Here is a 19880-nt window from a genome sequence, read left to right on the forward strand (position 1 = left end):
CGGGGGTGTGGGGGCTGGCCCCCACCCGCCGCCAACCAAAAGCGACAAGATATGAACCACTTCCTTGATATTCACAAAACTGATGCCGCTGACCTGCGGAAGATGATTGACCAGGCCGGAGCGATGAAACAGGCCCGCCTCGGGCGGCCTAAAGCCGCCCATGATGACGACCTACCGCTTGCAGGTCGCATGGTTGCGCTGATCTTTGAGAAGCCATCCACCAGAACACGGGTTTCTTTTGACGTTGGCGTGCGTCAGATGGGCGGTGAAACCATGCTGCTGTCCGGTAAGGACATGCAGCTTGGCCATGGCGAGACGATCGCCGATACCGCCCGCGTCCTGTCGCGCTATGTCGACTTGATCATGATCCGGACGTTCGACGAAACGATCCTGACCGAGATGGCCGAATACTCGGACGTGCCTGTGATCAACGGCCTGACCGACCGCACCCATCCCTGTCAGATCATGGCCGATGTCCTGACTTTCGAAGAACACCGTGGCCCCATCGCGGGTAAAAAAGTGGTCTGGACCGGCGATGGCAACAACGTGTGCGCTTCGTTCCTGCACGCGGCTGGTCAGTTTGGCTTCAACCTGACTTTCACCGGCCCCGCGCAGTTCGACCCGGAGGAAGAGTTCATGGGCTTTGCCCGCCAAAAGGGATCGCAAATCGTGGTCGAACGCGATCCATTCAAAGCGGTCGAAGGCGCGGACCTTGTCGTTGCCGATACATGGGTCTCTATGCACGATTCCCAATCGGCCAAGGAACGGCGTCACAACCTGCTGCGACCTTATCAGGTCAATGAAGATTTGATGTCGCATGCCAAGCCAGATGCGCTGTTCATGCACTGCCTGCCAGCACACCGCGAGGAAGAGGCGACATCCGAGGTCATGGATGGTCCGAACTCGGTTATCTTTGATGAGGCGGAAAATCGTCTGCACGCGCAAAAGGCGATCATGCGCTGGTGCCTGGGCGTCTAGCGCCTGCGTATATCCCACACTCGAAGTTTGGCGAGCGTCCGGACGCTCGCCACCAAGATCAGAATGCAAAGTGCGGTTTTGGACATAACCTCCATCGTGCCTTCGATCAGCATGGCATGAACAACGCTGCCGACGATCGTGATGAAAGCCAGCCCCGCGTGCCCAAGTCTCCAGACGCGAAACCGAAGATGAAGGCGCTGCCGCAGCAAACCCAGAAGGGCTGCGGCGAAAGCAGCCCACATTGCCGCGACGCCCCACGCTGAAAACGGGGTGGGTGATACAAACAGCAGGGCATCCAACATGTCAGGGGGGCTGGTGATCCACAATCCGGCAACGTGAATAAAAAGGGCACCCACCAGAGCAAGGCCGCATCTGCGGTGCCATAGACGGCTTTGCATGGCTGACAGCCCAGGCAGCCATCGGCCTGCCAGCAAGGGTTGAAGCAATAGCAAACTCAGGCTGATAATCCCGGCAAACCCAGCCGCAATGTAGACGGGGCTTCGCCATTCTAGATAGGGACTTGCTGCGGCCGCAAGGATGGGAACCAGCAAGACGACCGTTAGCGCGGCCCAGGCTGCAACGGTTCGCGTCACGTCTCAGGCGGGTTGCAATACAAAGTGAGCGGCCAAGGTCTTGTCCCTTGCGCTTGCCATGACCGGACGCAGGAACACGGTTTCGAATTCACCGTTATCATAGGCCAGGTGGCCATGCGGCTGACCAAAGGCGGGTACGATCTGAGGCATTTCCAGCCGGAACTCTCCTTTTTCATCCGTCAAGGTCGCGCCGTGGCTGTGGGGGTCGCGTTCATGCCCTTCGGTCGTATGAGCCCAGATCTGAATACGTTGACCGGGCAGGGGGGCACCGTCTCCCGCGCGCCGGACTGTTCCGGTCATCCAGAACCCACCGCCGCCAATGCGCTGCACGATCGGCGCACCAGGCCGATAATTGTTGGCTCCTCCCCGCATTGACGGGGTGGCTGCAAGGCCATTGGCGCGGGCGGGCAACAGCAGACCGGATGCAAGGACAGCTCCGCCCGCAGCAATCAAAGAGCGTCGAGTGAGTGAAACACGGCTCATGGGCCCCTCGCTTTCAAAGCCATTTCGTGTGCCCGCGTTCAGCCGGGCGCTATCGCCATGACAGAGTAGCACGAACGAACGATATTTCGAGCCAACAGAGGGAATTGTGAATTGCTTTGACGGCCCGCCCGCCGGGTGCGATCCTTTGTATTCGCCCCTCCTGTCGGAAGGCCCTCGCCCATGACCCAGTCCGAGCACGTTTCAGCCGCAGAAGTTGCTGCGTTCCAGCGGGACGGAGCAGTCGTCTTACGCTCAAAATTCTCTGCGTTTTGGCTGCAGACACTGCGCGATGGGATCGACGCTGACCTGACAGCACCTACTGAAAATTTTACCCGCCACACGAAAGACCCGGATGCGCCGGGTTACTTTGAAGATTTTTGGGCGTGGAACAAAATCCCACAATTTACGGATTTCGTATTCAACTCGCCCTGTGCCCCGCTTGCGGCGCAGTTGTTGGGCGCGCCCTCGATCAATCTGGTCATGGATAACTGGTTTCTACGTGAGGCCGGGTCGATGTCTCGCCCTCCATTTCATCAGGACCTGTCCTATTTCGATTTCGAGGGAACGATGTGTGTCCTGTGGCTTCCTTTGGAGCCAGTGAGCAAGCAGAATGGCATCGCATTCGTGAAAGGATCGCATTTGTGGGACAAGCTGTTCATGCGGGTGCGTTTCGCGGATGGGCATCCCAGTTATGAACCGACCGAGGTTGCCGGTCTCACCTATCACCCTCCGCCAGACGTCAATGCAAATCCCGATGCCTTTGACCTGCTGCAATGGGATATGGAGTTGGGGGATTGTATCTTTTTCGATATGCGAACCCTGCACGGGGGGCTTTCCTCCGTCACGCCGACCGAAACGGTGCGGCGTTTTACGCTGCGGATGACGGCCCCGGACGGGCTCATTCGGTATCGAGGGGATTGGGCCAAAGAGGAACGTGCGCAATTCGAAGCGGCGGGGTATCGCGGAGGTGATCGGCTAGACGGTGCGTTCTTTCCCCGGCTTTGGCCGCGACCCATTGGCGAATGAGGATATGTCGGGAAAGTTCCGCACGATTTATGTGCAGTTTTGCAAGTTTATTCGGTAAATTTCGCCCTATATCCTGCACCAGTGAACGAAAGTTCTTTGAACGCAAGAGGTGCAGGAATGAGTTGGAATCCCACACACAACCCCGAATGTGTTTCCGAGAACTCAGCCCTTGAAACGCTGATCATACCCCGCGCTCGTGATCTGGGCGGGTTCGAAGTGCGCCGCGCTTTGCCGTCGGTCAAACGACAGCTTGTGGGGCCCTTCATCTTCTTTGATCAGATGGGTCCGGCTGAATTTATCACGGATGGTGGTATTGATGTGCGCCCACATCCCCATATCGGTTTGGGAACCGTCACCTATCTGTATCAGGGTGAATTTGAGCATCGCGACAGCATTGGCACGCATCAGATGATCTACCCCGGTGAGGTCAATTGGATGGTGGCAGGTCGCGGCGTGACCCATTCTGAACGAACCAGCGAAGAAACACGCAGCAAAAGGCACAACCTGTTCGGTATCCAGACCTGGATCGCGCTGCCCGAAGCGCATGAGGACATGGCCCCTGATTTTGAACATCACAAACAAGGTGCGTTGCCCCATATTCAGGACAATGGCGTCAGCGCCAGATTGATCCTCGGGTCGGCATATGGTGAGACCAGCCCCGTTACGATGCTGTCTGAGACTTTTTACCTCGACGTTCAGTTGGATCCGGCCGCCTCTTTCCCGTTGCCGGATGATCATGAGGATCGCGGCGTCTATGTCACCCAAGGCTCTGTCGAGATTGCGGGCGACACGTTTGAGGAGGGTCGAATGATGGTCTTTCGTCCCGGTGATCGCCTGTCGGTCAAGGCAGGCCCGTTGGGTGCGCGCCTGATGCTTCTGGGGGGCGCGACATTAAATGAGGACCGATATATCTGGTGGAATTTCGTGTCCTCTTCGAAAGAAAAGATCGAGGCGGCGACCCGCGAGTGGAAGACGGCTGACTGGGCAAACGGGGCATTTCACCTGCCGCCCGGCGACGATCAGGAGTTCATTCCGATCTCGGAAGAATTGGCACGTACCCGCCCGAGGTTGGCGCGCTAACCGAACGTAATGGGGTCTTGTCCGCGTCCTAAATCCCGGCAATCCTTGCGCCTAGATGGAGGATGCCATGAAAATCGTGATTGCGGGCGCGGGCAGCATTGGATGTTACTGCGGGGCATTGTTGGCGGAGGCTGGGCATGACGTGACCTTGTTGGGGCGTGCCTATGTTCTTGATCCAATCCGTGCACAGGGGCTTAGGGTCAGCGATTTTGCGGACCTGAATCGCCGCGTGCCCGCTGTGAAACTGACCCTGACCCAATCGCCAGAAGGGATGGAAAACGCCGATCTGGTGATCGTGACTGTCAAAACCGGCGCGACGGCAGATATGGCGGCGCAGATCGCGAAACATGCGCCCAAAACGGCCCCTGTACTGTCGTGGCAAAACGGGATGGAAAACGTCCGAACTCTGCGCGCCGCCCTACCGGACTATGATGTCCGTGCAGGAATGGTGCCTTTCAACGTCGTCCCATCTGGTGCTGGCAGTTTCCACAGGGCGACATCCGGCGAGATTGTAATTCAAAGTGGCCCGGGCGACTTGGGGCGGCTTCTGAGCAGTAGTGATATGCCTGTGGTCGAAAGTGACGACATCGATGCCGTGCAATGGGGCAAACTGGTCATCAATCTTAACAACGCGCTGAACGCGCTTTCCGGGCTGACCCTGAAACAGCAACTTCTCGATCGAAACTGGCGTCGCCTGATGGCGGACCAGATGACCGAGGCGCTGGCGGTTCTGAAGGCAGCCGGTCTTCCTGTCGCCTCGACCACGCCGTTGCCGGCGTGGATGACGCCGCATATTCTACGTTTGCCGACACCCGTGTTTTCAAGAATAGCTGCGCGGATGGTCAGCATTGACCCCTGGGCGCGCACATCCATGGCCTATGACCTGCTGGCGGGACGGACGACAGAAATCGACAGCCTGCAGGGGGAAATCGTCCGGCTGGGTGAAACCAGCGGTATTCCCACGCCAATCTGTCGGCGGGTGCGAACTCTGATCGAACAGAAACCGCAAACCGCAATGGGTCCAGAGGGGATCACGTCCTAACGCCTTATTGAAAGGCCGTCAGTATCCAGAAAATAACCGCTGACATTGTTGCGGCGGCGGGTACGGTGATGACCCATGCTGCCACGATCGTCATGAAATGGGATCGCCGCACCAGCTTGCGCCGCTTGTGTTCTTCGCGCGCCAAACGGCGTTCCGGCGGTCGCTGATAGTTCGAGGTTTTCCATCGGCGGTCCGAATGCCATTCGCGGTAAAACCCGACCCCGAAGACCGCACCAACCGCGATATGGGTGGAACTGACGGGCAGGCCCAGCCAACTGGCCACAATCACCGTGATTGCTGCGGACAAGGCGACGCAGAAGGCGCGCATGGGGTTCAGCTTGGTGATCTGGCTACCGACCATGCGGATCAGCTTGGGGCCGAACAGGAACAAGCCGAAGGAAATGCCAAAGGCACCAATCACCATCACCCAGCTTGGGATCGTCACTTTGGACGCGAAATCGCCGAACTCGGCGGCGTGGACAATGGCGGCCAAGGGGCCAACGGCATTGGCCACGTCGTTTGCTCCGTGGGCGAAACTGAGGAATGCGGCGGAGATGACCAGTGGCAGCCCAAAAAGCGTCTTGAGAGATTTCGTGCGGTTTTCCAACCCTTCGGACTTGCGGCGAACCCATGGTACCGTAACGGCCCAGGCCAACAAACCAGCAGCCAAGCCGACCAGCAGGGCGACTTCAAGGTCCACTTTGACGATCCGCTTTAGACCCTTGACCGCCAGATACGTCGCAAATGCCCCGGCCATTACCGCGACCAGAATGGGAACCCAGCGCCGTGCGGCGGCAATCTTGTCGTCCTGATATTGGATTTTCGCTTTGATCAACGCCAGAAACCCGGCAGCAATAACGCCCCCAAGTACTGGTGAGATCACCCAGCTTGCAGCAATCGCACTCATCGTACCCCAACTGACCGCGCTCAGACCTGCTGCTGCGATGCCAGCCCCCATCACGCCGCCCACGACGGAGTGCGTGGTGGATACCGGTGCGCCGACCCACGTTGCCAGATTTACCCACAATGCCGAGGAAATCAGCGCTGCCATCATCGCCCAGATGAACACGTTGCTGTTTTGAACCGAGGCCGGGTCGATAATGCCCTTGGATATTGTCGAGACCACATCCCCACCTGCCAGCAAAGCCCCTGCGCTTTCGGCGATGGCGGCGATCACAATCGCGCCGCCCATCGTCAGCGCGTTGGCACCCACGGCAGGGCCCATGTTGTTGGCAACGTCGTTGGCGCCGATATTTATCGCCATGTACGCCCCGAACGCCGCTGCCGCGACAACGATCAGCCCTCCGTCGGCCTGACCAAACAAAACTGCAGCGGTCAACCCGGCCAGCGCGATGAATGCCAGCGCAATGCCGGGGGCAAGCATGGGGCGTGCGACGTAAGCATTCGCAGATTCAAAGCGTGAAATGCGGTGCAAGTCGCTGTCCAGTGCCTGCCAGCGGGTTTTGGAATTCGAATTCGACATGAGGTTTCATCGGTTTTCTGGATTTGACGCACGCCGCTAAACGGTTTCGCCTGTGCGGGCAACCGCTCTGTCATCAAATTGTAGCGATTTTGTTACAAGTGACGTAGGATTTCGCTGAGTTCAGGCTCCCAAACGCGGTCAGCGGCCGTCTGGGGCGAGACCCACTCGCGCGTGCGCTGACCTGCTTCGGGGAAGTCATCCGCCAGTTCCTGAACGTCCACCCGGTACACATTCGTCAAAACCGGCTGAGCCGATCCGTCTTTAAGAATTTTGTCGTATGTGTACTGCCCGACAGGGCTGCGGCCAAGCTTCGCTGGCCTTACGCCGGCTTCTTCCCATGCTTCTTGCCGGGCTGTTTCGGCGCCGTCCAAACCGTCCATGGGCCAGCCCTTGGGAATGACCCATCGGCCCGTATCGCGGCTGGTGATCAACAAAACTTCGGGCCCGTTTTGCGTTTTTCTCAGGCAAAGGGCGCCGAACTGCACCCGGCGGGGGCGCAGGAACAAAGGTCTGGCGACCTCTTCCCAGATATTTCGCAACCATTTTGTCAAAACAGGCTCACTTGAGTGGGTGAAACATGTGCGCGTGTCACATAACAACGGAATGGAATATCTTCAATGCACCTATCTTTACCCTGCGTCATCTCGGCGCTGATTGCTGCCGAAGGGCTGCAATTTCTAGCGGGAAAGGTGAGTATTTGCCGAACAGCGTTCTAGCTGCGCCGTTTCGCCCGCAACGTGGGGTCGGCCTGCGTTGGGTCTTCGGGCCAAGGGTGTTTGGGGTATTGCGCGCGCATGTCCTTGCGCACATCGGCATAGGATCCCGCCCAAAACCCCGGCAGATCGCGCGTGATCTGTATCGGTCGCTGCGCCGGAGACAGCAGGGTGATTTTCAACGCTTCACCCCCGACAATCGGGTGACGCGTGACGCCAAACAATTCCTGCAAACGTACCGAGATTTCGGGGACCGCGCCGCCATAGTCGATGGGAACCTTACGCCCGAGCGGTGTTTCAAAAGAGCCGGGCGCGCGGCGATCCAATTCTTGCGTCTGTCCCCAATCCAGACGAGAGCGAAGCGCGGGCAGCAGATCGAACCGTTTCCAGTCTTCAGCATTGCGTACTCCGTCAAGCATGGGCAGCAACCAGTCTTCTACTGTGTCCATCAGGCCCTGGGTCGAGAAGTCCGGCAGGTCCACCCCTTCGGCCCGAACCAGTTCCACGCGCGCCGCCAGACGCGCGGCGGCGCCGTTTAGGACCAACCCGAGGTCTCGCACTCCATCTAGCATGGCGTGGGCGACGGTATCGGGCGGGACCTCTTTCCATATCCGGTCCTCCAGAGTGATAGCGCCAAACCGTTCTTGCCGCCGGGCGATGACGCGCCGGTCGCGTTTCGACCAATCACACGTTTCGACCCAATCGATCTGATCCGCAAACAGGTCGCGGATTTCCCGCTCGGTAATTTGGGCGGCCATGCGTACACGCGCTTCTCGCGGATTTCCATCGGTGTCGGTGACCACAAGATACTGGGCGGCTGCCAGCGTATCTTCATCGCCCAGCACGACCCCTTTGCCGCCGGACAGGACATAGCGTGGCACATCACCCTTTCGCCGCTGTCCGATCCTGTCGGGATATGCAAGCGCGGCCATGGATGCGGGGCTTAGGTCCGAACGACTGCCCCGGTCCCGCAGCCGCTTGGCCTCGGCCTTGATCCGGTCCACCGCGCCTGTGTTCACCTGCCAGACCCGATCGCGTTGAAAAGCCCGAGTGTCCCGCAACGCCTCAAGCCGCAGCAGAACATCCGCCGGAGCACCTTTAAGTGGGTCACGTTCTGCCGTCAGCGCCGCCAGAATTGCTGCATCGGGTCCAGCCTGTACCAGCATGTGCCCAAGGCGCGGATGCAAAGGCAGCGCCGCCAATGCCCGTCCGTGATCGGTAATCCGGCCCTTGCTGTCGAGCGCACCCAGCATTTGCAGCAGGTTTCGTGCTTCGGCCGTCGCTCCGTCGGGCGGAGGGGTCAGAAAGGCCAGATCACCGGGCGAAGCACCCCAAAGGGCCAATTCCAAGGCCAGCCCGGTCAGGTCGGCGGCTTCGATCTCGGCCGGAGGGTAGGCGGCCAGTGCGCCTTCTTCCCCTTTGGACCAAAGGCGATAGCAAACACCTTTGGCCACCCGCCCTGCGCGACCTGCGCGTTGTGTCGCTTCGGCGCGTGTGACGCGTTCCGTCACGAGGCGGGACATGCCCGAGCCCGGATCGAACCTTGCCCGCCGCGCCTGTCCCATATCGACGACCACCCGAATATCGGGGATGGTAAGCGATGTTTCGGCAATTGATGTGGCCAATACCACTTTGCGGCCGCTATCAACCGGAGCGATCGCCTTGCGCTGTTCCGCGAAAGGCATAGACCCAAAAAGCGGCCTGATCATGCAGTCCTTGGGCAAGCGACGGGTCAACGCGGCCTCGGCGCGGCGAATTTCACCTTCGCCGGGCAAGAAAACCAGCATTCCACCATCGGTTTCCCGTTCGGCCTGAGTGACCAGATCCACCAATGCGTCCAGCCGTCGCGCCTGTGTCCCCAACGGATAGTCAAGCCAACGCGTTTCAACGGGAAAGCTGCGGCCTTCGGAGGTGACCAGCGGGGCATCCATCAGGCGTCCTACCGGTTCGGCATCCAATGTCGCAGACATGGCCAGAAGGATAAGGTCTTCCCTGAGCGCCCCCGTTACTTCAAGACATAAGGCAAGTCCAAGGTCCGCGTTCAGGGATCTTTCGTGAAATTCATCAAAGATAACCGCGCCCACGCCGGGAAGATCGGGCTCGGATTGCAGCATACGCGTCAGAATCCCTTCGGTCACAACCTCGATCCGGGTGGTCTTGGACACTTTTGTTTCGCCACGCAAGCGGTATCCGACCGTTTCGCCCGCGCGTTGACCAAGAGTTTCCGCCATGCGTTCAGCGGCTGCGCGCGCCGCCAGTCTGCGCGGCTCAAGCATGACAATCCGACCGTCACACAGCCCGGCATCCAGTATCGCTAACGGCACCCGAGTTGTCTTACCCGCACCCGGAGGGGCCTGAAGCACAGCGCGGCCCGAAGCTTTCAAAGCTTCGATAAGATCGGGAATAGCGTCGTCGATAGGCAGGCGTGTCATGGTGGCTTTATCCGCGAATGGTCCCCCAACGTCCAGTTCCGCCCTGCGGGAACATGGCCAGAGGTGTGCATCAACGGGGATCACGGTTTTCGCAGACGCCAACAGAGGACAGGCCGCAACACCCTAGCGCGAATAGCTGGCCGTGGGTGCATTTCTCGATCCCTATGGTCTGGACAAACACCCCTTTGGGGCGGCAAGTAGACCTGCCGCAAAAGATTGGGGTCAAAATGGAAATAGACGGCCTGGCAGACAGGATTTTGAACGGAGACAGGCGTGCTTTGGCCCGTGCCATTACGCTGGTTGAAAGTGGCCGCGCCGATCATCGGGCGCAGGCGACGGTATTGCTGGCTCAGTTGGCGGGGTCGGAGAGGCAGGCGCTGCGGATCGGATTGTCAGGGACACCGGGGGTGGGCAAATCCACCTTTATCGAGAGCTTTGGCATGATGCTGATCGGTTTAGGGCTTCGCGTCGCGGTTCTGGCTGTTGATCCCAGCTCTGCCCGATCGGGCGGCTCAATTCTGGGCGACAAGACCCGGATGGAGCGTCTGAGCCGTGAGCGCGCCGCCTTCATCCGTCCATCGCCCAGCCAGTCGCATCTTGGCGGCGTGGCCCGTCGCACACGTGAGGCAATCGCATTGTGCGAAGCGGCTGGGTTTGACGTTGTGCTGATCGAAACCGTAGGCGTGGGGCAATCGGAAACCGTTGTGTCCGAACTGTCCGACCTGTTCCTGCTGCTGCTCGCGCCTGCGGGCGGTGATGAGTTGCAGGGCGTCAAGCGCGGTATCATGGAAATGGCGGATATGATCCTGGTGAACAAGGCGGATGGCGATCTCAAGGCGACTGCCACCCGCACCTGCGCTGACTACGCCGGTGCCCTGCGTCTGCTGCGCAAGCGCCCGCAGGATCCCGAAGGGTTTCCCAAGGCCATGACGGTTTCTGCGGTCGAGGAACATGGGTTGGAAGATGCGTGGTCCGAAATTCAATCCCTGACCCAATGGCGTCGCGACTCGGGTCATTGGGAAAGGAACCGGGCGGTGCAGGCGCAGTATTGGTTCGAGCAGGAAGTGCGTTCGGCGCTTCTGTCGCGGCTGTCGACTGCGCGGGCGCGGGCCGAGATGGAACGTCTGAGCACCGAAGTTTCACACGGCCGGATAAGCCCTGCGGCGGCGGCGGAACAGATGCTGACAACGCTGGCCTGAAGGGGTGACAGGTAAAGTCAAAGAATTCTGCTGGCCCGTCTTGACCCTTCCGGCGATTCCCACTACACGCATCCAACCAGTTTTCGGGCGCGACTTCGGGTTGCGCCCCTTGTGATTTGGCCGAGGGCAGTATGCCCGGCCTCCAGAAACAAAGGAAGAAACCATGTCGCGCCGTTGCGAACTGACCGGAAAAGGCCCGATGACTGGCAACAATGTCAGCCACGCCAAAAACAGAACTCGTCGTCGTTTTCTGCCCAACCTGAACGACGTTACCCTGCAGTCCGAGACTCTGGGCCGTGGCGTCAAGCTGCGCATTTCTGCTGCTGCTCTGCGTTCGGTTGATCACCGCGGTGGTCTGGACGCGTTCCTGGCCAAAGCCAAGGACGAAGAACTGTCCGCGAACGCACTGAAAGTGAAAAAGGAAATCGCCAAGGCACAAGCTTCGGCCTAAACCTTTTTTACTGCGAATTTCAGGCCCTGTACCCATCTGGTGCAGGGCCTTTGCTTTTGCCTGAATTAAGAATGTTCACGATTTCGGCGCAATTGACCCCTGAAACGTAACTTTGATCACATACAGCGAATTCTGAGCGGAATATGTTTATGCATATTTTTGGCGGAGTTTGCCCTCATGTCTTTTAAATCTTTCGATTCTTTCTCAGTGTTGGCCGCATTTTTCGGCAAGACCTTTGGGACATGCTTTCGGATGCAACGTCAGGTGAACCGGCTGCATACGAGTCTGACCAAAGGGTCCGTCAAACGCCCGGAATTAGACCGCTGACACTTTCCTAGGATCCCAAGGCTTCAAGCGTCTGAATGCGCTTGAAGCCGGAATTGTCTCTGGCCTATACCCTAGGCAGAATGAAACCCGCTCTGACCAGAATTCTGCCCTTTGCGCTTTCGCTGCTCGTTATTTTGACGGGGCAGGGTTTTGCAGTTTCGCGCGGGGTCGATGCTGCGGTCGGTCAAATGGTGCTGTGCACCGGAAGCGGTCCGGTGGTTGTCTATGTCGATGCCGAAGGGCAACCGACGCAGGCCCCGCATTTCTGCCCTGACTTTGCTTTGACCGTGTTGGGCGCTCTTTCCATGGCGGAGGCTGCGATTCCCGACGCGCCGAAACAACCCCAGCCGAGGTTGAAGCGTGGCGTGGGTGACCTCATCACGCCGTCGGTTGCCTCACAATCGGCGCGCGCGCCTCCTAGTTTGGCTTGATACTGTTTTCCAATTTATCAAGAACTCAAATCAGGAGAGGCTTTATGTCCTTCACCTACAAACTGCTGGCCACCGTTGCCGCCGTTACTCTTACAACCGCCGCCTGGGCACAGGATAGCATCACCGTCGAGGACGCCTATGCGCGTTCGTCAGGCAAGTCCGCAAAGGCGGGTGCTGCTTTCATGATGATCCAGAACTCTGGTGAGACCGACGACCGTTTGATCGCAGCCGAATCGGATGTTGCGGCACGGGTCGAGCTGCACACTCATCAGGTTGATGCCAACGGTGTGGCCAAGATGCTCCATGTCGAAGAGGGGTTCGTCATCCCGGCCGGAGAAACTCACATGCTGAAGCGTGGTGGCGATCACGTCATGTTTATGGGGATTTCGGCACCGTTCGAACAAGGTGCAACTGTGCCGGTCACGCTGGTTTTTGAAAAGGCTGGTGAGATCGTCGTCGACATCCCAGTCGACCTGGAGCGCAAAGGCGACCACGGGTCACACAACCACTAAGGCTACGCCTGTCTTCGGGCCGCGATGCGGCCGTCATCCATGTGTCAGGCCGGGTAACTCCCCGGCCTGTTTGCGTTGTGTTTCAGCGGTTCACGACGCGCATTGCGATGCGATCATGGGCCCGTTTGAAGCGCACGGCGAGAAAAAACATGACGACCGAGAAGGCCAGCGCCGAAAAGGCGATTGCCCAACCTAGCGCGACCATTCCGCTGCCGGGCCAGAACAACAGCACCAGTCCGATAACCAGCGCCACAATTCCCGAGTTGCGCACCGTGGCTGCGTCCGGGTTCTGGTCGGGCATCTGACGCCAGGCCATAACCGAGCCCACTCCAACGATCAACGCCCATGCGCCCAGCAGGAAGAAGGTCAGGCGGGCGACACCCTCGGGCCAGATCAACAGAATGAGGCCGATCAGTAGGGCGCCGATGCCGACGCCTCCGATCAGGCCGCGCCGCCCGAAGCCCAGCAAGGTCAGGCCGCCGTCGAATACCAGCAAGAGCCCAACCAGTCTGAGCAGGAGCGAGATGCTGCCCGTAGGCCAGAACAACGCGGCGATACCAAGCACCCCGGCCAGAATGCCGCGCAGCAGGAAGGTCCACCACAGGTCTGCCAATTGATCGCCAAGCGCGTCTCGGCCATCCGGTCCCTGATCGTCCAGAATTTCGCCTTGTAGGGTATTGGGATCGGTCATGGGAGCCCCTTTGAGAATGGTTACTCCTAAAATGTTAACGATAATTCGGGCTCTTGCCTGCCGGTTATCGTGGCCCCAGCAGGTCGTCCACCCAGCGAGGCACGGTTTCTGACGCCGGGCCAAGTATCACATCATCGAAGCTGGACGCCCCGGTCGACGGCTCAAGGTTAAGCTCAACGGTGCGCGCCCCGGACATGGCGGCTTCGTGCACGAACGCGGCGGCGGGGTAGACCTGGCCCGAAGTACCAATGGATGCAAAGACCGAAGCCCCGGCCAGGTGGTCGTAAATCGTGTCCATGTGGTAGGGCATTTCACCGAACCATACCACGTCCGGCCGTGCGTTGAGGGTGGCGCAAGCTGGGCAGGGTTCACCCACGGACATCTCTGGCGGCGCGGTCCAGCGATGGCCGCACGCAGCACAGAGCGCGCCGGCGAGTATACCGTGCATATGGATTACATCCTGAGCTCCACCCGCTTCGTGCAAGCCGTCGACGTTCTGGGTTACGATCACGACTTCGCCCGGCCAATCGCGCTGAAGGCGTGCAAGCGCGCGATGGGCTAGGTTCGGTTCCGCTTTTGCCGCCTGCGCGCGTCGGGCATTGTAGAACCCCTGCACCAGTGCAGGATCGCGGGCAAACCCTTCTGGTGTTGCCACGTCTTCGATCCGGTATTGTGACCACAAGCCCCCTTCGTCGCGAAACGTGCCTAGTCCGCTTTCCGCAGAAATCCCGGCCCCAGTGAGAATGACGATCTTTTCCATCTTTGTCCTTCGCGCTACACCTTGGCCTATGAGCCACAGTATCCTGTTTGTCTGCCTAGGCAATATCTGCCGTTCCCCTGCCGCCGAGGGCGTTTTTCGGGCGCGTGCGCCGCACCACTCCAGCGACAGTGCCGGGACGGCGGGCTGGCATGTTGGCAATCCACCTTACGGCCCGATGCAAGAGGCCGCCCTTGCGCGTGGGATCGCCTTAAGCAATCTGCGCGCCCGTCAGTTTGCAGCCGAGGATTTCCGCAGGTTCGACCTGATTATCGGAATGGATGCGAATAACATCGTGGATATTGAGGAGCTGCGCCCTGAAGGAAACGACACCCCCGTGCGCCTGCTAACCGATTTCGCACCCCACTTGGGGGCCGATCACGTGCCCGACCCGTATTACACGCGCGATTTCGACGGTGCGTTGGACTTGATAGAGGCCGCCGTTGATGGCTTGAATGAGTACTTGGGCGGTTAACCCATGACCTTGAGCCGGTCACTGAGCCATGGCAATTGCTCCAAGGTTGGATCGACGATCTGAGTGCGCATGAGGCGGCGCATCATGCCAGCGACCTCTTGCGGTACCTGATCGGACCAGTCGGTGCGGGTGAACAGCGAGATCATGCGCGCGTATTCCCCGAACGGGGCCGGATGTGCTTCGAGCCCGTCGTGGAAACGTGCCGCACGCATGTACCCCAGCGGGGTCGTTATCGCCCAGCCCAATCCGCGCGCAACCATCGCCATCAGTGCAAGGTGAGATCCGATTTCAAACCGTTCCTCAAATTCAAGCTGCTGTCGGGACATGTGCGCTTCAATCTGGCGGCTTATCAACTGTTCCCGCGCATAGCGCAAAAAGGGCAGGTCCTGCATCGCGTTTGCGGCCCCTTTGGGGGTCACAAGAATAAATGGGTCCTGAACCAACGGGTATTCTACAACGCCTTCAAGCACCTCACCGGAATGTGCGGATACGGCCATGTGCAGGCGCTGGGCCTCGAGGTCCGCAAACAGGTCAAGGCTGGGCAGCGTGATCAGTTTGAACTTTGACCGGGTCAGACTGTCGGCCAGTAACGTTGCCAACCGCGGCGTCAGGTCGTTGTCGAAGTCGTCGATCAACCCGATGGACAACGTGGTCAGATGGCCAAGGTCCATCACTGTCAGTTCGCTCTGGGCCATCTGGAGTTCGGCCAGAATGGCCTCGGTTCGGGTCAGGAAACTGCGCCCGGCCTGCGTCAGCCGCATAGGGCGACGTCCATGGTCGACCAGTTCGGTGCCCAAGGCATTTTCCAGATTGCGCAATTGTTGCGAGACCGATGGCTGGCTGAGGCCTGTAATCTCGGCAGCCTGAGCTACCGAACCTGTCCGCGCCAGCGCTTCGAACACTTCGAGGCCGCGCAGGGTAAGCCCTTTCATAACCATAGAGTACACCTTTCGCTGCGCCTTTTCTGGGGCGCAGGGCGTGTCAGGTCAAGGCGTAGGGCTGGCTTAGCTGCAAATCGCCTGAGCCATTTGGCCAAAGGCCCGATATCTGTCCCACAGGGCATCGTCCCGCGCAGTCTGAGACATCTTTAGCTCTTGCGCTTGGTGTGGGTCGGTGAACCACTTGGCGACGGTTTTCTGGTCGCTGCGTGTAAGGGCCTGATTGGCCACGCGCTGAATGCAACTGCACCGGTCTCGTGTGGCAGCCGAACGGTCGGACGCCAGACATGCCTGTTTGATCTGAGCCGCATCTGCCACCGGAGCTACCGCCATCAGCGACGCGGCGCATATTGCGATCAAGAGGAACTGTTTCATACTCGAGCCTCGTTTTTGCCTGCCCGGAGGGGTCTTGCGCCCCTCTCGGTATGCGCGTGAGTATGAATCAAAGTGGATTCGGGATCAATCTCACGATGCAGAAATGTGATTTCTTTTATTATGGCGAAAAGAATGGCCAAATTAGGGCCACACGTGGCTGCGCGCGACCCAACGGGTTATTCCAAGGAAATAAGGATCGCAGGCGGCTTTGTCCCACCTTGACCAGCGCCCATTTTCGAACCATATCCCGACGCTATGACAGACCTCGCTCATATCCGCAATTTCTCCATCGTCGCGCATATCGACCATGGTAAATCCACCCTTGCTGACCGGCTCATCCAAGAGACCGGAACGGTCAAGGATCGCGACATGAAAGAACAGCTGCTTGACAGCATGGATATCGAACGGGAACGTGGCATCACCATCAAGGCCAACACGGTGCGCATCGACTATACCGCCGACAATGGCGAGCAATACGTGCTGAACCTGATCGACACACCCGGCCACGTGGACTTTGCCTATGAGGTCAGCCGGTCCATGCGCGCGGTCGAAGGCTCGCTGCTGGTTGTGGACTCGACCCAAGGGGTCGAGGCACAGACGCTGGCGAATGTGTATCAGGCCATCGACGCTGATCATGAGATCGTGCCGGTGCTGAACAAGATCGATCTGCCCGCCTCCGATTGTGACCGCGTAGCCGAGCAGATCGAGGATGTGATCGGCATTGACGCGACCGACGCCATCCAGGTTTCGGCCAAGACGGGGCAGGGCATCCACGAAACGCTTGAGGCCATCGTGCAGCAACTACCCGCGCCGCAGGGCAATCTGGACGCGCCGCTTAAGGCGATGCTGGTGGATTCGTGGTACGACGCCTATCTGGGCGTCATCGTTCTGGTCCGCATCATGGACGGCACGCTGAAAAAGGGAATGCGGGTCAAGTTCATGTCGAACGGCACACTGCACCATGTGGACCGCGTTGGCGTCTTCCGGCCTGAGATGGAGATGGTCGACAGCCTCGGCCCCGGTGAGATCGGCTTTCTCACCGCGTCCATCAAACAGGTCCGCGACACCCGCGTCGGCGACACGATCACCAATGACCGCAACGGGACTGAGGACGCGCTGGACGGCTTCAAACCAGCGCAGCCAGTGGTGTTTTGTGGTCTCTTCCCCGTGGACTCGGCGGAATTCGAAGACCTGCGCGATGCGATCGACAAGCTGGCGCTGAACGACGCGTCGTTCTCGTTCGAAATGGAAACCTCGGCTGCGCTGGGCTTTGGCTTCCGCTGCGGCTTCCTCGGCCTTCTGCATCTTGAGGTCATCCGCGACCGGATCGAACGCGAATATGATATCGAGCTCATCACCACCGCACCGTCGGTGATCTATCACGTCTACATGAAAGACGGCGAAATGATCGAGCTGCACAACCCCGCCGACATGCCCGATCCGTCCAAGGTCGACCATATCGAGGAACCGCGCATCAAGGCGACCATTCTGGTTCCCGACGAATACCTGGGCGACGTGCTGAAACTGTGTCAGGACCGTCGCGGCATTCAGTTGGACCTGACCTATGCCGGGTCACGCGCGATGGTTGTGTATGACCTGCCCCTCAACGAAGTTGTGTTCGACTTCTATGATCGCCTGAAATCGGTAACAAAAGGATACGCTTCGTTCGACTACCAGATGACCGGCTATACCGAGGATAATCTGGTCAAAATGTCGGTGCTGGTGAATGACGAACCTGTCGACGCGTTGTCGACCATGGTTCACCGCGACCGGGCCGAGATGCGGGGCCGGGCGATGTGCGAAAAGCTCAAGGATCTGATCCCGCGCCACATGTTCAAAATCCCGATTCAGGCCGCCATCGGAGGCAAGGTCATCGCCCGCGAGACCCTCTCGGCCCTGCGCAAGGACGTGACCGCGAAGTGTTACGGGGGCGACGCCACGCGGAAACGCAAACTGCTGGACAAGCAGAAGGCCGGTAAGAAGAAAATGCGCCAGTTCGGGAAGGTCGATATCCCGCAGGAGGCGTTTATTTCGGCACTCAAAATGGACAGCTAAGGCTGTCCATTTTTTCGACTTCGGATTGACCGCTTCTATGAGGTTTCTGGATCGGCGTCCGATTTCCCTAGGTCAGCGAGTTCGGTCCAGGCTGTCTCTGGAATGTCCCAATCCGCCCATTCAAATGTCTGGTTCACGTGCTGCGGCCAAGTCACCCCGCACACTGTAGAGGCAATGTTTTCGTCTTGCAGTGAAAACTGTAGCGCCAGCGCGCCCATGGGAACGTCATGGCGTGCACAGATATCCTCGACAGCGCGCACTGGGGCGAGCGTTTCTTCTGTTGCTGTTTGATAAACGTAGAAGCTGTGGACTGCGCTGCCTCTTGCCAGAATTCCTCCCGCGTAGGGCGCGGCATTTAACACAGTGATGCCCTTAGAGGCGGCTAGTTCGATTAAGGGCGATGCATTCACGTTTACAAGCGTGTGCCGATTGTGCGTCATTACCACGTCGAAGTCCCAGTCGCGTAGCATAGGCACCAAGACGTCCAGCCGCCCGCCGGCCAAACCGACGGCCGTTGCGAGGCCCTCCTCTTTGATTTTGAACAATTCGTCCAGCGCCCCTCCGCTGCGGGTGATCTCCGACACGTCCTCAGCGTATTCTGGATCATGCAAGTGAAGGATATCGACGCTGTCTACGCCAAGCGCCTTCAGGCTTTGTTCGAGGGACCGCCTTGCTTGGGCAGCGTCAAACACGTTTGTCTCCATGTTACGGTCGATTTTTGTAGATAGTACGCGACCCTCTGGCAGGCCGCCGAGTTCGCGTATTACGCTCCCAATGCGTTCCTCACTGCGGCCCATGGCATAGCCGCGAGCGGTGTCGATAAACCCGTCGGGGCGTGCAAATATTGTGCGCAAGGTTTCTCGCGCCCTGTTCTCATCAACTTCATAACCGTAAATCTGAGGAATGCTGCCGATTCCGGTTGATCCAAAACCAATTCGTGGAATTCGTACTCCGGTTCTACCGATTTCGTAAAAAGATGTCATTGTTTCCATTCTCCACGTCACATTTGAATGTGTAAATTTTTTACGGATCAGCCATTCACTGCAAGATTGGGATCTCAATAAACACACGAGGAGAACCGAGTGTGCGAGTCGAAACTGTGACCAATCTCACAGCCGCAAAACCTCCAATCTGCAATAATTGACCTAATGGCAACCTCAGGAGGAGGCCTCTATGTCAACATCGCTCGTCCCTCTCATCGCATTCGGATCAGCAGGACTCTATTCCGCAGCCATGATCGCGATGAAGTTCTGGTGGAAAATCCCCGGGATCGGCCTCAGCCTGTTAATCGTGGCAACCCTGCTGGCCGCCGCAACGCTAGAGCTTGCCGCCCTGCGCGAGGAGCGGTTGGGTATTATCTATACCGGCATTCTCGGGGGCGAGGTTATTCTGATCGCCATCGCATCCTACTTTCTGTTCGGCGAGAATTTTTCGCACCGCGAGGTTGCGGGGATCGGCCTTGTCTTGGTTGGAACGGTACTAGCATGGGCCTGATCGGGTTGCGCATCCTGACCCAGATCAAGGACCACCCTCAACTTCAGTTCTAGTCTCCGGCAAAACACTCAGAACACACGAGGCCCCTATGTCACCGCTGACGCTGATCCTTCACATTTTTCTTGGCTCCACCCTTGCCGGGTTCGCTGTGATTGCGGTTTTGGTCTTGGGCTATGTCTCGTGGACGGCCATGTTGATCGCTGCGGTTGCGGGCTTTGTTGCGGCCTTCCCTGCCTCGTTCATGGTGGCGCGCAGGCTGGAAGGCTAAGGCCCGGTTTAGACGCAAAGTTCGGAATGTGTTATCCTCCGCCCCAGGGGGACCGCGTTCAGGCGGCCTTTTTGATT

The 19880-nt window shown here is 58.8% G+C and carries 22 protein-coding genes; 12 read left to right on the plus strand and 10 right to left on the minus strand.

Annotated features, from left to right (window positions below; genetic code table 11):
* Positions 1–51 precede the first annotated feature (51 nt).
* Complete coding sequence (argF, locus tag GOX75_RS07180; RefSeq protein ID WP_171121907.1) at positions 52–978, plus strand: ornithine carbamoyltransferase; 927 nt, start codon at positions 52–54, stop codon at positions 976–978.
* Here argF and GOX75_RS07185 read toward each other — a convergent pair.
* Entirely contained in the window at positions 975–1571 is a 597-nt protein-coding gene (locus GOX75_RS07185) for a ferric reductase-like transmembrane domain-containing protein (RefSeq protein WP_171121908.1), read from the minus strand. The two genes, argF and GOX75_RS07185, sit on opposite strands and share 4 nt — an antisense overlap.
* A gap of 3 nt (positions 1572–1574) precedes the next feature.
* A complete protein-coding gene (locus GOX75_RS07190; RefSeq protein WP_171121909.1) occupies positions 1575–2054 on the minus strand; it encodes a twin-arginine translocation pathway signal in 480 nt (159 codons plus the stop codon).
* A gap of 180 nt (positions 2055–2234) precedes the next feature.
* Between GOX75_RS07190 and GOX75_RS07195 the strand changes: the two genes are divergently transcribed.
* From GOX75_RS07195 to GOX75_RS07205, 3 genes are all read left to right on the plus strand, one after another.
* Positions 2235–3080: a phytanoyl-CoA dioxygenase family protein gene (locus tag GOX75_RS07195; protein ID WP_171121910.1), complete on the plus strand. Its 846-nt coding sequence runs from the start codon at positions 2235–2237 to the stop codon at positions 3078–3080.
* A gap of 117 nt (positions 3081–3197) precedes the next feature.
* Positions 3198–4160, plus strand: a complete 963-nt coding sequence (locus GOX75_RS07200) for a pirin family protein (RefSeq protein WP_171121911.1) — start codon at positions 3198–3200, stop codon at positions 4158–4160.
* 67 nt (positions 4161–4227) lie between these two features.
* Entirely contained in the window at positions 4228–5202 is a 975-nt protein-coding gene (locus GOX75_RS07205; protein ID WP_171121912.1) for a 2-dehydropantoate 2-reductase, read from the plus strand.
* A gap of 4 nt (positions 5203–5206) precedes the next feature.
* Here the strand turns inward: GOX75_RS07205 and GOX75_RS07210 are convergent, their stop codons facing one another.
* The 3 genes from GOX75_RS07210 to hrpB form a co-directional block, all read right to left on the minus strand.
* Positions 5207–6685, minus strand: a complete 1479-nt coding sequence (locus GOX75_RS07210; protein ID WP_171121913.1) for an inorganic phosphate transporter — start codon at positions 6683–6685, stop codon at positions 5207–5209.
* A 92-nt stretch (positions 6686–6777) separates the two neighbouring features.
* Positions 6778–7236: an NUDIX hydrolase gene (locus tag GOX75_RS07215; RefSeq protein ID WP_171121914.1), complete on the minus strand. Its 459-nt coding sequence runs from the start codon at positions 7234–7236 to the stop codon at positions 6778–6780.
* A gap of 161 nt (positions 7237–7397) precedes the next feature.
* Positions 7398–9830 carry an ATP-dependent helicase HrpB gene (gene hrpB, locus GOX75_RS07220; RefSeq protein ID WP_171121915.1) on the minus strand — a complete coding sequence of 811 codons (2433 nt, stop codon included), beginning with the start codon at positions 9828–9830 and terminating at the stop codon, positions 7398–7400.
* 227 nt (positions 9831–10057) lie between these two features.
* Here hrpB and meaB point away from each other — a divergent pair, with 227 nt between their 5' ends.
* The 4 genes from meaB (at position 10058) to GOX75_RS07240 (ending at position 12750) form a co-directional block, all read left to right on the plus strand.
* On the plus strand, positions 10058–11029 hold the full coding sequence (gene meaB / locus GOX75_RS07225; RefSeq protein WP_171121916.1) for a methylmalonyl Co-A mutase-associated GTPase MeaB: 972 nt from the start codon (positions 10058–10060) through the stop codon (positions 11027–11029).
* A gap of 163 nt (positions 11030–11192) precedes the next feature.
* Positions 11193–11480, plus strand: coding sequence for a 50S ribosomal protein L28 (gene rpmB / locus GOX75_RS07230; RefSeq protein WP_039532366.1), 288 nt, complete (start codon positions 11193–11195; stop codon positions 11478–11480).
* A 362-nt stretch (positions 11481–11842) separates the two neighbouring features.
* Entirely contained in the window at positions 11843–12238 is a 396-nt protein-coding gene (locus tag GOX75_RS07235; RefSeq protein WP_254428701.1) for a hypothetical protein, read from the plus strand.
* A gap of 44 nt (positions 12239–12282) precedes the next feature.
* Positions 12283–12750: a copper chaperone PCu(A)C gene (locus GOX75_RS07240; protein ID WP_171121917.1), complete on the plus strand. Its 468-nt coding sequence runs from the start codon at positions 12283–12285 to the stop codon at positions 12748–12750.
* An 82-nt stretch (positions 12751–12832) separates the two neighbouring features.
* Here the strand turns inward: GOX75_RS07240 and GOX75_RS07245 are convergent, their stop codons facing one another.
* Both GOX75_RS07245 and GOX75_RS07250 read right to left on the minus strand, forming a co-directional pair.
* Positions 12833–13441, minus strand: a complete 609-nt coding sequence (locus GOX75_RS07245) for an HdeD family acid-resistance protein (protein WP_171121918.1) — start codon at positions 13439–13441, stop codon at positions 12833–12835.
* Between the two features lie 64 nt (positions 13442–13505).
* Positions 13506–14201 (minus strand): NAD-dependent deacylase, encoded by a 696-nt coding sequence (locus tag GOX75_RS07250; RefSeq protein ID WP_171121919.1) that lies wholly within the window; start codon positions 14199–14201, stop codon positions 13506–13508.
* 28 nt (positions 14202–14229) lie between these two features.
* Here GOX75_RS07250 and GOX75_RS07255 point away from each other — a divergent pair, with 28 nt between their 5' ends.
* Positions 14230–14673, plus strand: a complete 444-nt coding sequence (locus tag GOX75_RS07255) for a low molecular weight protein-tyrosine-phosphatase (RefSeq protein WP_171121920.1) — start codon at positions 14230–14232, stop codon at positions 14671–14673.
* On the opposite strand, the gene GOX75_RS07260 is transcribed toward GOX75_RS07255, so the two are convergent.
* A complete protein-coding gene (locus GOX75_RS07260) occupies positions 14670–15611 on the minus strand; it encodes a LysR family transcriptional regulator (RefSeq protein ID WP_171121921.1) in 942 nt (313 codons plus the stop codon). The two genes, GOX75_RS07255 and GOX75_RS07260, sit on opposite strands and share 4 nt — an antisense overlap.
* 66 nt (positions 15612–15677) lie before the next feature.
* The gene (locus GOX75_RS07265; RefSeq protein ID WP_171121922.1) at positions 15678–15986 is read right to left on the minus strand and encodes a hypothetical protein; all 309 of its coding nucleotides are present in this window, start codon (positions 15984–15986) and stop codon (positions 15678–15680) included.
* Between the two features lie 255 nt (positions 15987–16241).
* On the opposite strand from GOX75_RS07265, the gene lepA reads away from it, so the two are divergent.
* The gene (gene lepA, locus GOX75_RS07270) at positions 16242–18041 is read left to right on the plus strand and encodes a translation elongation factor 4 (protein ID WP_170707663.1); all 1800 of its coding nucleotides are present in this window, start codon (positions 16242–16244) and stop codon (positions 18039–18041) included.
* A 35-nt stretch (positions 18042–18076) separates the two neighbouring features.
* On the opposite strand, the gene GOX75_RS07275 is transcribed toward lepA, so the two are convergent.
* The gene (locus tag GOX75_RS07275; RefSeq protein WP_171121923.1) at positions 18077–19024 is read right to left on the minus strand and encodes an aldo/keto reductase; all 948 of its coding nucleotides are present in this window, start codon (positions 19022–19024) and stop codon (positions 18077–18079) included.
* A 190-nt stretch (positions 19025–19214) separates the two neighbouring features.
* Between GOX75_RS07275 and GOX75_RS07280 the strand changes: the two genes are divergently transcribed.
* Together GOX75_RS07280 and GOX75_RS07285 are read left to right on the plus strand one after the other, a co-directional pair.
* The gene (locus GOX75_RS07280; RefSeq protein ID WP_171121924.1) at positions 19215–19535 is read left to right on the plus strand and encodes a hypothetical protein; all 321 of its coding nucleotides are present in this window, start codon (positions 19215–19217) and stop codon (positions 19533–19535) included.
* Between the two features lie 88 nt (positions 19536–19623).
* A complete protein-coding gene (locus GOX75_RS07285) occupies positions 19624–19803 on the plus strand; it encodes a CTP synthetase (RefSeq protein ID WP_171121925.1) in 180 nt (59 codons plus the stop codon).
* The last annotated feature ends 77 nt before the right edge of the window (positions 19804–19880 follow it).

Origin of the sequence: Ruegeria sp. HKCCD7251, assembly GCF_013031165.1 — a bacterium.
GTDB lineage: Bacteria > Pseudomonadota > Alphaproteobacteria > Rhodobacterales > Rhodobacteraceae > Ruegeria.

What these genes read in the sequence shown, in the direction of transcription:
- rpmB (WP_039532366.1), top strand. Translation starts at nt 11,193, where the DNA reads ATGTCGCGCCGTTGCGAACTGACCGGAAAAGGCCCGATGACTGGCAAC.
- GOX75_RS07250 (WP_171121919.1), bottom strand. Translation starts at nt 14,201, where the DNA reads ATGGAAAAGATCGTCATTCTCACTGGGGCCGGGATTTCTGCGGAAAGC.
- lepA (WP_170707663.1), top strand. Translation starts at nt 16,242, where the DNA reads ATGACAGACCTCGCTCATATCCGCAATTTCTCCATCGTCGCGCATATC.
- GOX75_RS07195 (WP_171121910.1), top strand. Translation starts at nt 2,235, where the DNA reads ATGACCCAGTCCGAGCACGTTTCAGCCGCAGAAGTTGCTGCGTTCCAG.
- GOX75_RS07245 (WP_171121918.1), bottom strand. Translation starts at nt 13,441, where the DNA reads ATGACCGATCCCAATACCCTACAAGGCGAAATTCTGGACGATCAGGGA.
- GOX75_RS07265 (WP_171121922.1), bottom strand. Translation starts at nt 15,986, where the DNA reads ATGAAACAGTTCCTCTTGATCGCAATATGCGCCGCGTCGCTGATGGCG.
- GOX75_RS07200 (WP_171121911.1), top strand. Translation starts at nt 3,198, where the DNA reads ATGAGTTGGAATCCCACACACAACCCCGAATGTGTTTCCGAGAACTCA.
- GOX75_RS07285 (WP_171121925.1), top strand. Translation starts at nt 19,624, where the DNA reads ATGTCACCGCTGACGCTGATCCTTCACATTTTTCTTGGCTCCACCCTT.
- GOX75_RS07255 (WP_171121920.1), top strand. Translation starts at nt 14,230, where the DNA reads ATGAGCCACAGTATCCTGTTTGTCTGCCTAGGCAATATCTGCCGTTCC.
- GOX75_RS07280 (WP_171121924.1), top strand. Translation starts at nt 19,215, where the DNA reads ATGTCAACATCGCTCGTCCCTCTCATCGCATTCGGATCAGCAGGACTC.
- argF (WP_171121907.1), top strand. Translation starts at nt 52, where the DNA reads ATGAACCACTTCCTTGATATTCACAAAACTGATGCCGCTGACCTGCGG.
- GOX75_RS07275 (WP_171121923.1), bottom strand. Translation starts at nt 19,024, where the DNA reads ATGACATCTTTTTACGAAATCGGTAGAACCGGAGTACGAATTCCACGA.
- GOX75_RS07190 (WP_171121909.1), bottom strand. Translation starts at nt 2,054, where the DNA reads ATGAGCCGTGTTTCACTCACTCGACGCTCTTTGATTGCTGCGGGCGGA.
- GOX75_RS07205 (WP_171121912.1), top strand. Translation starts at nt 4,228, where the DNA reads ATGAAAATCGTGATTGCGGGCGCGGGCAGCATTGGATGTTACTGCGGG.
- hrpB (WP_171121915.1), bottom strand. Translation starts at nt 9,830, where the DNA reads ATGACACGCCTGCCTATCGACGACGCTATTCCCGATCTTATCGAAGCT.
- GOX75_RS07260 (WP_171121921.1), bottom strand. Translation starts at nt 15,611, where the DNA reads ATGGTTATGAAAGGGCTTACCCTGCGCGGCCTCGAAGTGTTCGAAGCG.
- meaB (WP_171121916.1), top strand. Translation starts at nt 10,058, where the DNA reads ATGGAAATAGACGGCCTGGCAGACAGGATTTTGAACGGAGACAGGCGT.
- GOX75_RS07235 (WP_254428701.1), top strand. Translation starts at nt 11,843, where the DNA reads ATGCGCTTGAAGCCGGAATTGTCTCTGGCCTATACCCTAGGCAGAATG.
- GOX75_RS07210 (WP_171121913.1), bottom strand. Translation starts at nt 6,685, where the DNA reads ATGTCGAATTCGAATTCCAAAACCCGCTGGCAGGCACTGGACAGCGAC.
- GOX75_RS07240 (WP_171121917.1), top strand. Translation starts at nt 12,283, where the DNA reads ATGTCCTTCACCTACAAACTGCTGGCCACCGTTGCCGCCGTTACTCTT.